The organism is Exiguobacterium sp. Leaf187, from assembly GCF_001423925.1.
GTDB lineage: Bacteria > Bacillota > Bacilli > Exiguobacteriales > Exiguobacteriaceae > Exiguobacterium_A > Exiguobacterium_A indicum.
In genome coordinates this window covers 242912-258948 of sequence record NZ_LMPR01000011.1, presented here as the reverse complement: position 1 = coordinate 258948, position 16037 = coordinate 242912, and the positions used below count along the sequence as shown (strand labels likewise).

General features: G+C 47.4%; 12 protein-coding genes. 5 read left to right on the top strand and 7 right to left on the bottom strand.

The window, feature by feature from the left end; translation table 11 throughout:
- Positions 1-256: 256 nt before the first annotated feature.
- The 7 genes from ASF99_RS15295 to dnaA all read right to left on the bottom strand — a co-directional run bounded on the left by ASF99_RS15295 (position 257) and on the right by dnaA (position 10221).
- Complete coding sequence (locus ASF99_RS15295) at positions 257-1300, bottom strand: HD-GYP domain-containing protein (RefSeq protein ID WP_055969797.1); 1044 nt, start codon at positions 1298-1300, stop codon at positions 257-259.
- Between the two features lie 101 nt (positions 1301-1401).
- Positions 1402-4014 carry a DNA gyrase subunit A gene (gyrA, locus tag ASF99_RS15290; protein WP_055969794.1) on the bottom strand — a complete coding sequence of 871 codons (2613 nt, stop codon included), beginning with the start codon at positions 4012-4014 and terminating at the stop codon, positions 1402-1404.
- Between the two features lie 27 nt (positions 4015-4041).
- Positions 4042-5955 (bottom strand): DNA topoisomerase (ATP-hydrolyzing) subunit B, encoded by a 1914-nt coding sequence (gene gyrB, locus ASF99_RS15285; RefSeq protein WP_200864062.1) that lies wholly within the window; start codon positions 5953-5955, stop codon positions 4042-4044.
- Positions 5956-5965: 10 nt separating this feature from the next.
- Positions 5966-7120: a DNA replication/repair protein RecF gene (gene recF, locus ASF99_RS15280; RefSeq protein WP_023469866.1), complete on the bottom strand. Its 1155-nt coding sequence runs from the start codon at positions 7118-7120 to the stop codon at positions 5966-5968.
- Between the two features lies 1 nt (position 7121).
- Complete coding sequence (yaaA, locus tag ASF99_RS15275; RefSeq protein WP_023469865.1) at positions 7122-7343, bottom strand: S4 domain-containing protein YaaA; 222 nt, start codon at positions 7341-7343, stop codon at positions 7122-7124.
- 161 nt (positions 7344-7504) lie between these two features.
- Complete coding sequence (gene dnaN / locus ASF99_RS15270; protein WP_023469864.1) at positions 7505-8638, bottom strand: DNA polymerase III subunit beta; 1134 nt, start codon at positions 8636-8638, stop codon at positions 7505-7507.
- Positions 8639-8829: 191 nt separating this feature from the next.
- Positions 8830-10221 (bottom strand): chromosomal replication initiator protein DnaA, encoded by a 1392-nt coding sequence (gene dnaA / locus ASF99_RS15265; protein WP_023469863.1) that lies wholly within the window; start codon positions 10219-10221, stop codon positions 8830-8832.
- A 737-nt stretch (positions 10222-10958) separates the two neighbouring features.
- Between dnaA and rpmH the strand changes: the two genes are divergently transcribed.
- The 5 genes from rpmH to mnmG all read left to right on the top strand — a co-directional run bounded on the left by rpmH (position 10959) and on the right by mnmG (position 16032).
- The gene (gene rpmH, locus ASF99_RS15260) at positions 10959-11093 is read left to right on the top strand and encodes a 50S ribosomal protein L34 (protein WP_012371910.1); all 135 of its coding nucleotides are present in this window, start codon (positions 10959-10961) and stop codon (positions 11091-11093) included.
- Positions 11094-11259: 166 nt separating this feature from the next.
- A complete protein-coding gene (gene rnpA, locus ASF99_RS15255; RefSeq protein ID WP_023469862.1) occupies positions 11260-11610 on the top strand; it encodes a ribonuclease P protein component in 351 nt (116 codons plus the stop codon).
- 104 nt (positions 11611-11714) lie between these two features.
- Positions 11715-12569, top strand: coding sequence for a membrane protein insertase YidC (yidC, locus tag ASF99_RS15250; RefSeq protein WP_023469861.1), 855 nt, complete (start codon positions 11715-11717; stop codon positions 12567-12569).
- A 147-nt stretch (positions 12570-12716) separates the two neighbouring features.
- A complete protein-coding gene (mnmE, locus tag ASF99_RS15245; protein ID WP_023469860.1) occupies positions 12717-14099 on the top strand; it encodes a tRNA uridine-5-carboxymethylaminomethyl(34) synthesis GTPase MnmE in 1383 nt (460 codons plus the stop codon).
- 43 nt (positions 14100-14142) lie between these two features.
- On the top strand, positions 14143-16032 hold the full coding sequence (gene mnmG / locus ASF99_RS15240; protein ID WP_029343026.1) for a tRNA uridine-5-carboxymethylaminomethyl(34) synthesis enzyme MnmG: 1890 nt from the start codon (positions 14143-14145) through the stop codon (positions 16030-16032).
- The last annotated feature ends 5 nt before the right edge of the window (positions 16033-16037 follow it).

Genomic DNA, 16037 nt, shown 5'->3' with positions numbered 1-16037 from the left:
CTCATCGTTCAGTTTTCAAAGTTCGTCCGCGCCTGTTTTGGCGACTCAATTAGAATACCAAGTCTCAAACAAGAAGTCAACAACTTTTTTCAAATTGTTTTTTTCGTTTGTTTCAAGCGCTTGTCGTTGTTAAGGACATGCAATAATATATCATGCGATTTATTATTGTGCAACACTTATTTTAAAATTATTTTTAAAATCATGAACAAGCCTCTTGAACCTTACGATTCCGGCTCAAGAGGCTGTGTATTCTCTATTAATCCATCAACTGAATGATACTATGTTGTCGTTCTTCCATTAAATCCATGACTATCATCCGTCCTTGCTCTTCATATGAAATAACAGGTCGATCAAAGATTGTATTCTTTCGAACGATCGTTGCAATCTTTCCATTACTCATCAGGACACGATCACCGACTTCGATTGGTAAAAGTAACTGTCCGAGCAATAGGACATACTTCGAGCAATATTGCATCGGTCGTGCTTTTAAATGACGGTATGCATCAAACGGTGTATATGCTTCTCGATATGGACGCCAACTTGTCATCGCAGCAAAGACATCTGCCACAATAAAAAGTCGACTATGATCCGTAATCTTATCTCCCTTTACCTTTAAAGGATAACCCGTTCCATCTAGTCGTTCATGATGTTGAACAATCAAGCGATTGACCGTATCTGAAATGATCGTCTCCTTTTGCAATGCTTGATATGCCATTGCGGGGTGCCGGTGGAAGATTTCTTGTTGCATTGCTTCATAGCGTTTCGTATGACGCCATTCCATGATTCGCGCGAGACCGTAGTCAGCAAAATAAGAAGCTGTCCATAACTCATGGATTAATTTCCGATCTTTTCCGACTGCTTCAGCAAGCATTTGCGCAATTGCCCCTCGATAGATGGCATGTCGAACGGTATAAGCTTCCGTTCCTCGCTCGAGGAAGAATGGTAAGACATCTTGTCTCGTAATCCGTTCTGGAACGGACTGTTTGACCCAGCTCAATGCTTCATACACATTCGGCTTTATTCCCTGTTCCCATGACATGAAGACTTTATTGTAAGAACGAATGAATGCTTCAAACGGATTTTCTGTATGAGCCGCTACGGTTTCAGTTTGCGCCTCCTCGCTCTCGATTAAATCCGGTCGATCTTCGATGACGACTTCTTTAATCAAAAATCGTTGAATCCGCCGTAACTCATCCGTTCCTATCTTTTTACCTGCTTCTACGATTGGATGATCTGTATGTAAATAGATGGGTTCCGTTAAACGATCCCCGATGCGTAATTGATTACTTGCCACTCGCATATCGTTTCGTCTCCTTTTTTATTTTATTTTCTTTCTATCTATATATGTAGATAAAAGCAGCAGAGTAGTATCACTCTGCTGCTTCCTTGCTGACGTCTTGCTTACTCTTCCGCTTCTTCTGGAGCATCCGATTCGACTACATTCTCTTCAGACACGATGTCAGTGTCTTCTTCCATTTCATCAGTCTCTTCTCGTTTCAGTTTGGCAACCGTTGCAACACGGTCACCTTCTTCAATTCGAATGACCTTCACCCCTTGGGTATTCCGGCCGACACGTGAGATGTATTGCGAGTCTGTCCGAATGACGATCCCGCTCTCTGTCATGATCATGATGTCATCGTCGACATCAACGATTCGCATGGCAACGATTTGACCGACACGTTCCGTCACCTTACTCGCGATCAATCCTTTACCACCACGAGACTGGCTACGGAACTCGGTCATCGGTGTCCGTTTACCGAATCCTTTTTCCGTAATGACAAGAACATCTTGGGCATCACGTGCAAGTTCCATCCCGACGACGAAATCGTCTGGACGTAACGTCATCGCTTTGACACCACGAGCGCCACGTCCCATCGAGCGGACATTCGTGATTGGGAAACGAATCGCTTTCCCACTTGTTGAAACAGCAAAGACTTCATCGTCCGTCGATGCGAGACGAACCGATGTCAACTCATCGTCTTCAAACAATCGAATCGCGATCAAACCGTTTTTGTTGATCCGTGCGTACGCAGACAACGGTGAACGTTTGACGCGTCCTTTACGTGTCATGAAGATCAATGATTTTTGCTCATCTTGAACGACTTCTTCCGTTTCGAGCGTTTCTTCCGTCTCTTCAATCTCTCCTTCAATCACCTCGACAGGTGCTTCAGTTGCTTGTTGCTCCTCGAGATAACGTTTGAAGTTGACTGGAATCATCGTCTCGACCTTTTCGTCGCGTTCGATTTGGATGAGGTTGATGATCGGTACACCTTTTGATGTCCGACTCATCTCCGGTACTTCATATCCACGAATCCGGTAGACTTTCCCACGGTTCGTAAAGAATAGAATCGTATCATGCGTCGAACAAGACAAGAGACGCGTGACGTAATCCTCGTCGTTCGTTCCGATTCCCTGAACCCCACGTCCACCGCGGCGTTGTGTCCGGTACGAATCCGTCGTCATCCGTTTGATGTAGCCACTGCTTGTCAACGTGATGATGATATCCTGTTCCGGAATCAAATCTTCGTCTTCGAATTCGATGTGGTCCATGCGGATTTCCGTCCGACGTTCGTCGTTGAAACGTTCTTTCAACTCCTCAAGTTCTGTCCGGATCAAATCAAGCAAGACTTCCTCACTCGCAAGGATGCGGTTCAGTTCCGCGATCAATTGCATGATTTCGTCATACTCTGCTTCAATTTTCTCCCGCTCAAGACCTGTCAGGCGTTGCAAGCGCATATCAAGAATCGCTTGTGATTGTTTCTCAGATAACGCAAAACGCTCCATCAACTGTTCACGTGCTGCGTCCGCTGTCCGGTTCCCGCGGATGATTTGAATGACTTCATCCAAATGATCGAGTGCAATCCGTAGACCAGCGAGTAAGTGTTCACGTGCTTCTGCTTTTTCGAGATCGAACTGTGTCCGACGACGCACGATTTCTTTTTGATGCTCGAGGTAATGATAAAGCATTTCCTTGAGCGTCAATGTTTTCGGACGTCCTCCAACGATCGCTAGCATGTTGACACCAAACGTCGTTTGCATCGACGTCTGTTTATACAAGTTATTTAAGATGACGCTCGCATTGGCGTCACGACGAACTTCCATGACGATGCGCATACCGCGGCGATCTGACTCGTCCCGTAAATCAGTGATGCCTTCGATCTTTTTCTCGCGGACGAGATCGGCAATCTTTTCAACGAGGCGGGCTTTGTTGACTTGATAAGGCAACTCCGTCACGATGATCCGTTCCCGGTCTTTTTTCGTCTGTTCAATCTCAGCTTTCGCGCGGACGATGATCGAGCCACGTCCTGTCTCATAAGCGCGACGAATCCCACTCCGACCAAGAATTTCACCAGCTGTCGGGAAATCAGGTCCCGGAATGTGCTGCATCAGTTCTTGGATCGTGATTTCTGGATCGTGCGACAAGGCTAAGACACCATCGATGACTTCGCCGAGCTGATGTGGTGGAATGTTCGTTGCCATCCCGACCGCGATCCCGCTCGAACCGTTGACGAGTAAGTTCGGGAAGCGTGACGGTAAGACTTCCGGTTCGCGTTCCGAACCATCGTAGTTATCTTTGAAATCAACTGTGTTTTTGTTGATATCGCGAACGATCTCCATCGCGATTTTTGACATACGGGCTTCCGTATATCGCATCGCTGCCGCCGAGTCTCCATCGACAGACCCGAAGTTTCCGTGTCCATCGACGAGTTCGTAACGGTAGCTGAAGTCTTGTGCCATGCGGACCATCGTGTCATAGACGGCAGAATCCCCGTGCGGGTGATACTTACCGATGACTTCCCCGACGATACGGGCAGACTTTTTATGTGGTTTATCGGCACGAATACCGAGGTCGTTCATCGCATAGAGAATCCGGCGGTGTCCGGGTTTTAAGCCGTCCCGTACGTCCGGAAGAGCACGTGCGACGATGACGCTCATCGCGTAGTCCATGAAGGACGTACGCATCTCTTGACTGATATTAATATCCTTGATGATTCCGTGATTTTGTTCGGACATGCTTCTGGCCACCCTCTCTGTTCAGCGTTAAATATCCAGGTTCTTGACGTAATGTGCGTGTGATTGAATGAAGTCGCGTCGTGGTTCGACTTGATCTCCCATCAAGATATCAAAGACTTCATCTGCTTCGATTGCATCTTGAAGCTCGACACGCAACATTTGACGACCACTTGGATCCATCGTCGTTTCCCAAAGTTGCTCTGGATCCATCTCCCCAAGACCTTTGTAGCGCTGAATGTCGTACCGTGCGTTTTCAGGAAGCGCTGCAAGCGCCTCTGTCAATTCACGTTCGTTATGCACGTACGTGATGTTCTTCCCTTGTTTGATCCCGTATAGAGGTGGCTGAGCGATATAGACATACCCATGCTCGACAAGCGGACGCATGTAACGGTAGAAGAACGTCAACAAGAGTGTCCGGATGTGGGCACCATCGACATCGGCATCGGTCATGATGATGACTTTGTGATAGCGTGCTTTTTCGATATTGAACTCAGAACCGATACTTGTTCCGAGTGCCGTGATGATCGTCCGAATCTCATTGCTTCCGAGAATCTTATCAAGACGTGCTTTCTCAACGTTCAAGATTTTACCGCGAATCGGTAAGATTGCTTGGAAATGACGATCGCGTCCGGATTTCGCAGAACCACCCGCCGAGTCACCCTCGACGATGTACAATTCGGAAATCGACGCATCACGTGACGAACAGTCGGCCAGTTTACCTGGAAGCGAGCTCACTTCGAGAACACCTTTACGGCGTGTCAGTTCACGGGCGCGTTTCGCTGCCATGCGGGCACGCGACGCCATCATCCCTTTTTCGACGATTGCGCGTGCGTTCGTCGGATTTTCGAGCATGAACTGCTCAAACGCACCAGAGAAGAGTGAATCCGTAACCGTACGCGCGTCGGAGTTCCCGAGTTTCGTTTTCGTCTGACCTTCGAACTGTGGGTTCGGGTGTTTGACGGAAACGATCGCGGTCATTCCTTCACGTACGTCCTCACCGGATAACGTACCGTCCGCATCCTTCATCAAACCGAACTTCTTCGCATAGTCATTGATGACGCGTGTCAGAGCTGTCTTAAAGCCCGTCTCATGCGTACCACCCTCATGCGTCGGGATGTTGTTCGTGAACGAGTAGATGTTTGACGCAAATCCGTCGTTGTACTGAAGCGCGACTTCGACTTCGATGCCATCTTTTGTTCCGTGTACATAGACAGGTTCCGCATGAACGACTTCTTTTGAACGGTTCAAGTGCTCGACGTAGGACTTGATTCCACCTTCGTAGTGGAAGCTACGTGTCATCGGCTCATCTGCACGATCGTCCGTGATGATGATCTTCAGGCCTTTGTTCAAGAAAGCAAGTTCCCGCAGACGTGTCGCTAGCAAATCATAGTCATACTCGAGCGTCTCTTGGAAAATCTCACCGTCTGGGAAGAAACGAATCGTCGTTCCTGTCTCTTCTGATGTTCCGATGACTTCGAGATCTTGCGCTGGTACACCGCGATGATACGCTTGGTAATACAGCTTCTCGTTCCGTTTGACGAATACTTCAAGTTTCGTCGACAGGGCGTTAACGACCGAAGCCCCAACACCGTGTAATCCACCCGATACTTTATATCCGCCGCCGCCGAATTTACCACCGGCGTGGAGGACCGTTAGGATGACCTCAACGGCAGGACGACCCATCTTCTCTTGGATGTCGACTGGAATACCGCGTCCATTATCCTCGACTAAGATCGAGTTCCCTGGTTCGATCGTCACCTTGATCGTGTCACAGTACCCTGCGAGCGCCTCATCGATCGAGTTATCGACGATCTCCCATACGAGGTGATGGAGACCCTTTGATGCCGTCGAGCCGATATACATCCCTGGACGTTTACGTACTGCTTCTAATCCTTCAAGTACTTGAATCTGATCGGCACCGTACCCTTGTTCCAATTCCATATCTTCATGATTACTCATCGGTTTTCTCACCTACTGTTTCTTTATATGATGTCTCTTCCAAATCGACCGTCCCTTGTTTCACGTGGAACAACTTCGCTTGGTTGATCGTTTCATGCGCAATCCCGTCGACGCTTGTCGTCGTCAGGATCGTCTGGACCTTTTGTTGCATCGTATCGAGCAAATGTGTTTGACGATGATCATCAAGTTCGGATAAGACATCGTCGAGCAGAAGAAGTGGATATTCCCCTACTTCCTCATGAATCAATTCGATCTCCGCAAGCTTTAACGAGAGGGCTGCTGTCCGTTGTTGTCCTTGTGAACCATACGTTTGGACGTTTCGTCCGTTGACTTCCATCTCGAAGTCATCGCGATGTGGTCCAAACAACGTAACTCCTCTTCGGATTTCATTTTCTTTTATTTTACCAAACTTCCGCGTGTAGGACGCAGTCATTCCTTCGACATCGAGTAATTCGTCGCCGAATGTGTCCGAACGATAGATGAGCGCGAGTTCTTCCTGTCCACGACTGATTCCGTCATGAATCGGTCGTGCCCACTTTTCGAGTTGGGCCATGAAATGATGCCGGCGCTGAACGATTTTAACGGCTAGCGTAATCATTTGCTCCGTCAAGATATCAAGGAAGGTCTCGTCTCCTCCCTTCATGGACAGTTGTTTCAGCAATGCATTCCGCTGCTTCAACACTTTCAGATACTGGCTCAATTCATGCAGATAAACCGGGCTGACTTGACCGATCTCCATATCGAGAAATCGTCGGCGGACTTGTGGACTACCTTTGACGATATGCAAATCTTCTGGGGCGAATAAAACGATGTTCAGTGCCCCAACATAATCACTTAAGCGTCGTTGCTCTAGATGATTCAGCTTTGCTTTTTTCCCGCGACCCGAGATGACGATTTCTTGAACATGGGAGCCGGTCCGCTTGACGACACGTCCTTCGACGCGCGCTGTTTCCTGGTCCCAACCGATCAGTTCCTTGTCATGCGTCGTCCGGTGCGACTTCGCGAGAGCAAGGACATAGATCGCTTCCAGTAAGTTCGTCTTCCCTTGTGCATTTTCACCAATCAGGACATTCGTTTTTTCGGAGAATGACAGTTCGAGTGCGTCATAGTTGCGATAATGACTGAGTCGGACTGAATCCAGCCGCACGTTAGTTGCCCTCGTTCTTGATGATGAACTGACCGTAGTCTTCTACATCAATGATGTCTCCATCCCGTAATTTACGACCACGTCGCTGATCGACCTCGCCGTTGACTAGAATCGGTACCTCTGCTAAAAACGGTTTGGCTTGTCCTCCGCTTGAGATGATATCCGATAGCTTCAGGAACTGCCCTAATGTGACGTATTCCGTTGTAATTCTGATTTCTTGCATGGATTGACTCCTCCTACCTACATATTATAAATGACGTACTCTTTATTGTACTAAACATTAGACGATTTAGCAAAATCCCCGAACGTATATACGGTATACGAAAAGACGGGTCCGATGTCGAAACGATCGAACCCGTCTTGTCACGTGTTTTCTGTTGATGCTTATGCTGTCCGTACTGGAAGAATCAGTTGCAGGACATTATCTTGATCGACTGGATGCAAGATGAATGGACGAATCGAACCCGTGAACTGGATTTCGATATCTGTCGCGTCAAGCGCCTTCAAGGCATCCATCATGTACTTCGAGTTGAACGAGATTTTCAGCTCTTCTCCTTCAAGCGACAGGATGCTGACTTGCTCCGAGACTTTCCCGACTTCTGGTGAATGCGAAGAGATCTCGACCGCTGTCGTTCCTTCAGCTGCGAACTTGATGACATTGTTACGGTCCTCACGTGCAAGCAGCGACGCGCGATCGATCGCTTGAAGCAATTCTTTCGCATTCATGCGGACAGCTGTCCGGTACTCTTCTGGAATCAAACGTGATGTATCCGGATAGTTTCCGTCGAGTAGACGCGAGAAGAAGAGGACGTGCTTCATCTTGAACAAGATTTGTTGGTTCGTGATCGTGATATCCACATGACCGTCCCCAAGCAACTTCGATAATTCATTTAAGCTCTTCCCTGGAACGATGACGTTCTGGAACGAGATATCTGTATCTGTCTCAAACTGAGCACGACGAAGGGCTAAACGGTGACTATCCGTTGAGACACACGTCAAGATGCCTTTGTCAGCTGAGAAGTTCACACCTGTCAGAACAGGACGTGTTTCTTGAACAGCGACAGCAAAGCTTGTTTGACGAATCATCGAACGTAAGAGATCAGCCGGTAAACGGAAACGTTGTCCCCCATCGACTTGCGGAAGGCGTGGGAACTCATCTGGATCAAGACCGTTCAAATGGAATTCCGCTGTTCCTGATTGAATCCGTGTCATGAAGTTCGGTGAGACTTCGAGTGTGACTTCGTCTTTTGGCATCTTTTTGACGATATCGCCGAAGAAGCGGGCATTCAAGACGACACTACCAGCACGGTGAACCGTGACATAAGATGTTCCATTCTCTTCTGCATAGATCGTCCGTTCAATCGAGATTTCTGTATCGCTTCCTGTCAGCGTCATACCATCTCCATGAGCTTCGAGTTTGATTCCTGTCAGAATCGGAATCGTCGTGCGGGATGAGACCGCTTTGGCTACATCTTGTACTGCTTGAATTAAAGCTTCGCGTTGAATGGTGATATGCATATCGTCGTTAGACTCCTCTCGAGAATAATGGGCATGCGCCCATCATAACATAATAATATATTTTTTTAATAATAGTCTTAGGGGCTGTGGATAGTGTGGATAAGTCGGTGGATAACTTGGTATAAAGCCAAAAACGGTGTGGATAAGTTGTGGATAACCACCCTACTTTATCCACATGTTTATCCACAGTTTTATGAATGCTTCAATTCATGTTTGATTTGTTCGATGACTTTTCCCGTTTCCCCATCCGATTTGATCAACATACTGATCTTTTCATGGGCATGGATGACGGTCGTATGGTCGCGTCCCCCGAATTCTTCTCCGATTTTCGGTAAAGAGCTCTCCGTCATCTCGCGTGAGAGATACATCGCGATTTGACGTGGGAAGGCAATCGATTTCGTCCGTTTTTTCGCCTTCAGATCATCAAATGGCAAATTGAAGTGCTTACTGACCGACTCCTGGATGTCACGAATCGTAACTTTACGCGGTTCAGCGACCGGCATGATGTTATGCAAGGCTTCCGCAGCAACATTTGGATCGATTGGTCGTCCGACGAGATTCGCATAAGCGATAACGCGGGTTAACGCTCCTTCGAGCTCACGAATATTCGTATCAATTTGACTTGCGATGTAAAGCATGACTTCGTTTGAGACGTCAAGTTGCTCCGCATTCGCCTTTTTCCGTAAAATCGCAATCCGTGTCTCGAGATCCGGTGGCGTGATGTCGGTGATTAATCCCCATTCGAAACGAGAACGAAGCCGATCTTCAAGCGTTGGAATCTCTTTTGGTGGTCGGTCACTTGAGATGATGATTTGTTTTTGGTCGTTGTGCAAGGCATTGAATGTGTGGAAAAACTCTTCTTGCGTCTGTTCTTTGCCCGCAAGGAACTGGATGTCATCAATTAAGAGGACATCGATGTTACGGTATTTATTTCGAAACTCAACCGTCTTATTATCACGGATGGAGTTAATGAAGTCATTCGTAAAGCGTTCAGAAGAGACATAGGCAATCCGTGTCCCGAGATTTTGATCTTGAACGTACTGTCCGATGGCATGCATCAGATGGGTTTTGCCAAGACCAACGCCACCATAGATGAAAAGCGGATTGTATGCTTTAGCAGGCGCTTCCGCAACAGCAAGTGAAGCGGCATGTGCAAAACGGTTCCCCGATCCGATGACGAATGTATCGAACGTATACTTCTCATTCAATTGTCCGAGTTCACTCATCGTCAGTTCCTCTGTTGGTCTCCGCATGTTCGATGGACGCGATTTCGGAGTCGGTGTTGCCTCAACACGTTCCTCTTCTTGTCGATCGAGCATTTTCTTCGCTTGTCCCTCTTCAATGAACTGAATATCGAGTCGGCTTCCTGTTACTTCCTCAACTGTGTCTTCGAGTAAAGATAAGTACTGGCGCTCGAGCCATGTCACCGTAAACGCAGCTGGTGCTGAAACGAGTAGTGTCGTTCCATTTAGCGTGACGCCTTCTGTGGATTTTAACCACATATCATAACTAGCTTTCGGTGTTCGTTCCTCTTCCTCGATCACAGATAAGACATTATGCCAAAGTTCGGCAGCGTTTTTCATAAATACCCCCCTTTTTTTATCAAGATAGAAAATTTTTGTACACAGGCTTATACACAGACAAAGTTAATGAAGAAACTCGACTTATCCCCATAACGTAAAAACTGTGGATAACGTTATCCACAGGCAGTTGAATCTGTGTATAAAGTTATCCACAGGGTGTGTATAACTTGTTTTGTCCTGAACGATCAGGATCATGTTATGCACAATTAGTGTATCAAAAGAAATGAGCCCTGGCAATGGTTGGAATGATTTATCCACAAGTAAATTAAACCGTCCACAGGTAGTTACCCACAAGCTGTGGATAGTGTGGATAAATTGTGGATAAGAGGTGGATAACTTTTCGAAAGAGGAAGCGTTGAAAAAGAGTTATTCACAAAATACAAAAGAAGTGGAAAAAGGAAATCCAAAATCGAGGATTGACGTCGATTTTAAAAAATACTATCGTAGACAAAGTGAAGAGTTATCCACGGAAAGTGTGGATAATGTGGATAAGTCTGTGGATAGGTGGATAAGTCTACACACATCCCCTCTATGACCCATATGTATTCTATCGCGTAATAGAGTTTGCACAGTCGAATCCTATTGCCTGTTTTCAAACTAGAACTCCCTTAAGCAGGACAAGAAATCTTCTGAACTTTCATTGACAATGCCACAATCAGTTTATATAATGTACAAGACTGCCTTAAAGTAGAAAATAACAATTGGTTATAAAGATCTTTTAAAGGAGGTGCAGACGAATGAAACCAACTTTCAACCCAAACAACCGTAAGCGTAAAAAAGTTCACGGATTCCGTGCGCGTATGGCTACGAAGAGTGGCCGCCGTATCTTGGCTGCTCGCCGTCTTAAGGGCCGCAAAGCCTTGACTGTCTAATGCATTGATGCATCCATCACTTCGGGCATGATCCGAGGTGATTTTTTTTTATGTTTTTTCATGTGTTCGTGCTTTTGTCACATGCGCCCTATCGCGTCGCATGTTTATTCTATGATATGATGAGAGACGACGAATTTTCGTAGTGTCAGGATGGAGTGTGAATAAGGTGAAGAAGGAATACCGCGTCAAGAAAGACAAGGAGTTCCAAGCGGTGTTTACTAAAGGAGCCTCTGTCGCAAATCGGCAATTTGTCGTGTATGCCTTGAAAAAGGAGCAACAGACTCACTTTCGGGTTGGTTTATCCGTCAGTAAGAAAATCGGGAATGCCGTCGTCCGGAATCAGGTAAAACGGTATCTTCGGGAAGCATGCCAGCAGCATGAAGCCTCGATTGCCCCGAATTATGATTTGGTGATCATCGCGCGCAATCCGGCCGCGAAGATGACCGCGCAAGAAGTGGCTGACAGTCTCCGTCACGTGCTCAAACGTTCCGGTGTCTGGATGCGATCAAAAAAATGAATCGTAGCAATGCATCCTGTTGATTTGTACGGCGCTCCCTTTCCTTGCCTTACTATAGAAGAAGATGGCGTTCGACAAAGCGTAAACAATTTCTAGGAGGAATTATGAACAAGAGAACTAAGATTTGGTTAACTCTCGGACTCATGTCCGTGCTCGCGATCGTATTATCCGGCTGTACACCTAGTTCGTATGGTACTGGTGAACCGATCACAGCAGACACAGAAGGTTTTTGGAAACATTACTTCGTTTGGCCGATGGCGTGGTTGATTCGTGAGATTTCACAGTTCTTTAGCGGTGATTACGGTATTGGAATCATCATTACGACACTTCTCGTTCGTCTTGTCATCCTTCCATTGATGATTAAACAAACGAAGAGTATGGGTGGAATGCAAGTCATCCAGCCTGAAATGATGAAGCTTCGTGAGAAATACAGCTCAAAAGACCAAGAGACGCAACAGAAATTGCAACAGGAAATGATGAAGCTCTACCAAGAGCACAACGTCAATCCACTCGCAGGCTGTTTACCGATCTTGATCCAAATGCCGATCTTGATCGCGTTCTATAACGCCATCATTTATACACCGGCTATTTTCCAACACACATTCCTCTGGTTCGACCTTGGTAAACCGGATCCATTCTTCATCTTGCCGATCATGTCTGCGGTACTGACGTATCTGCAACAAAAGATCTCGATGGCAGGTCAAGAAGACAATCCACAAATGAAAATCATGCTCTACGTCTTCCCAATCATGATCTTCATCATGGGTGTTACACTCCCATCTGCCCTTTCGCTTTACTGGGTCGTCGGTTACATCTTCTCGATCATCGTCACGATCGTCATCATGAAGCCGATGCGTGAAAAGATTAAGTTGCAGACGGAAGCAACAATGGCTGCTAAACGTGAAAAAGAAGCAGCACAAGCAGCTCCGGCTCCTAAAAAATCGAAAAAGAAACGCTAATACGTGAAGAGCGACGCTTTGTTTTGACAGAGTGTCGCTCTTTTTCTTTTGCGTCATTTCGTGTATAGTTGTTTCGTTATACCCATTGCAACGATTAAGGATTAAATACTCATAAAAAGACAGAAGAAAAACGAGGTGGAAGAACGGATGATGGAATTTGATACGATTGCCGCGATTTCGACGCCGATGGGAGAAGGGGCGATTGCGATCGTGCGCTTATCAGGTCCTGATGCAGTCGCTGTAGCCGACCGTGTTTATAAAGGGAGCAACCGCTTGACGGAAGTACCAACCCATACGATTCATTACGGGAAATTGGTCGACCATGAGGCGGACCGTGTCGTCGATGAAGTAATGGTGAGTGTCATGCGCGCACCAAAGACGTTTACACGTGAAGATGTCATCGAATTGAATTGTCATGGAGGAGTCGTCGCGGTCAATCGTGTCCTCGAACTCATCCTCGCCCAACCGGAAGTCCGGCTGGCGGAACCTGGTGAATTTACGAAACGTGCGTTCTTGAACGGACGCATCGATTTATCACAAGCGGAAGCCGTCATGGATCTGATCCGGGCGAAGACGGACCGAGCGATGCATGTCGCCGTCAGTCAGATTGAAGGACGTCTCTCGAAACTCGTCCAAGACTTACGTCAACAATTGTTACAGACGATTGCTGCGATTGAAGTCAACATCGATTACCCGGAATACGATGCAGAAGAGATGACGCAACAGATCGTCGAACGTGATGCGGGTGCTGTCCGCGCGATTTTAGCAGAGTTATTAACAACGGCACGCCAAGGAAAAATCTTGCGCGAAGGGTTATCCACAGCGATCATCGGTCGACCAAACGTCGGAAAGTCGTCTTTGCTCAACACATTGGTGCAAGAAGCAAAGGCCATCGTCACGGATATCGCGGGAACGACGCGCGATACGATTGAGGAATATGTTAACGTTCGCGGTGTACCGTTGAAGTTGATTGATACGGCAGGGATTCGTGAGACGGAAGATATCGTCGAACGGATGGGTGTCGAAAAGTCACGTCAGGCTTTAAAGACGGCCGACTTGATCTTACTCGTCCTCAACGGAAACGATGTTTTGACGGATGAGGACGTCTTGCTGTTTGAAGCAATCAAAGGGATGAACGCGATCATCATCGTCAACAAGAGTGACTTGGCGCAACAGATTGACTTAGCGCGTGTCACGGAGCTTGCTGATGGTCGACCAATCGTCACGACATCCTTGCTCGAAGAAGCAGGCGTCAACGATCTCGAAGCAGCGATTGCGAGTCTGTTCTTTGAACAGGGTGTCGAAAGTCAGGATATGACGTACGTCTCAAATGCGCGTCACATCCAGCTCATCAAACGAGCGAGTCAAATGATTGAAGATGCTCTCGGTGCAGCAGAAGCAGCGATGCCGATCGACATGGTACAGATCGATTTACGACGAGCGTGGGATACGCTTGGCGAAATCAATGGTGATACAGCACAGGATAGTTTATTGGATCAGTTGTTTTCGCAGTTCTGTCTCGGGAAATAATTCGAGACGACTGCGTGTGGAATAAGAAGGAGGAACCAGTACTATGGCTTATCAAGCAGGTGAATTCGACGTCATCGTCGTCGGAGCCGGACATGCCGGCATCGAAGCCTCTCTTGCTGCGGCACGAATGGGCTCGAAAACGGTCATGTTGACAATGAATCCCGATATGGTCGGATTCATGTATTGCAACCCGTCGATCGGTGGTCCTGCAAAAGGAATCGTCGTCCGAGAAATCGATGCGCTCGGTGGCGAAATGGCACGCGCGATCGATGCAACGTATATTCAAATGAAAATGTTAAACACATCAAAAGGTCCTGCCGTGCGAGCACTACGGGCACAGGCGGATAAATTCGAATACCAAAACCGAATGAAAAAAGCGCTCGAGGATGAACCGAATTTGCTTTTACGTCAAGCGCTCGTCGAACGGTTATTGATTGACGACGAAGGACGTTGCGTCGGTGTCGTCACGAATACAGGGGCGGAGTACCGGGCGAAAGCGGTCATCATCACGACAGGAACGTTCATGCGCGGAAAAATCATCATCGGTGAATTGTCGTACGAGAGTGGTCCGAACAATCAGATGCCATCGATCAATCTATCGAAACATCTTGAAGAACTCGGATTTGAGCTCGCACGTTTCAAGACAGGTACACCACCGCGAATCGACGGGAAAACGATCGATTACTCGAAGACGGAGATTCAACCAGGCGACGAAGTAGCACTTCCATTTAGTCATGAAACGACTCAGATGATCACGGAACAGATCCCATGCTGGTTGACGTATACGACGGAGTATACGCATCAGTTGATCGATGCGAACCTGCACCGCTCACCAATGTTCTCTGGGATGATCAAAGGAACAGGTCCACGTTATTGCCCATCGATCGAAGATAAGGTCGTCCGGTTCAACGATAAACCGCGTCACCAAATCTTCCTTGAGCCAGAAGGTCGCGATACGGAAGAAGTCTACGTGCAAGGGTTATCGACAAGTTTACCGGAAGACGTTCAACACGATATTCTCCGCTCGATTCCTGGGCTTGAGAATTCAGAAATGATGCGTCCTGGTTATGCGATTGAGTACGATGCCGTTGTTCCAACACAACTATGGCCAACGCTCGAGACAAAACGTGTTCCTGGTTTATTCACAGCGGGTCAAATCAACGGAACAAGTGGTTATGAGGAAGCGGCAGGACAAGGGATCATGGCAGGGATCAATGCCGGACTACAAGTCCAAGGCAAAGAACCACTTATCTTGTCACGTTCACAAGGCTATATCGGTGTCATGATCGATGATCTCGTTACGAAAGGTACGAACGAACCGTACCGCCTCTTGACGTCACGTGCCGAGTATCGGTTGTTGCTCCGTCATGATAATGCGGACCTTCGCCTATCGGAAATCGGACATGAACTCGGATTGATCTCGGAAGAGCGCCAAGCGAAGTTGCTCGATAAACAAGAACAAATCCGTCTTGAGATGAAACGTCTTGAGAAGGTCGTCATCAAAGCGACAGCGGACGTGAATGCGCAACTTGAAGCCATCGGTGCATCACCACTCAAGGAAGCGCTGCATGCGATCACGTTGCTGAAACGCCCGGAAATCACGTATGCGATGATCGCGCAGATGACACCACCGGAAACACCACTGTCTGCAGAAGCAGCAGAACAAGTCGAAATCCAAGTCAAATATGCCGGGTACATCGATAAACAACTTGATCAAGTCGAAAAAATGATGCGGATGGAGCAAAAACGGATTCCGGATCGTCTCGATTACGATGCGATCAGTGGATTAGCGATTGAAGCGAAACAAAAACTAAACCAAGTGCGTCCGCTCTCGATCGGACAAGCATCCCGGATCTCAGGGGTAAACCCGTCTGATATCTCGATTCTGCTTGTCTACATCGAGCAAGGCCAATACGCATTGACTGCGGAGTGAACGAG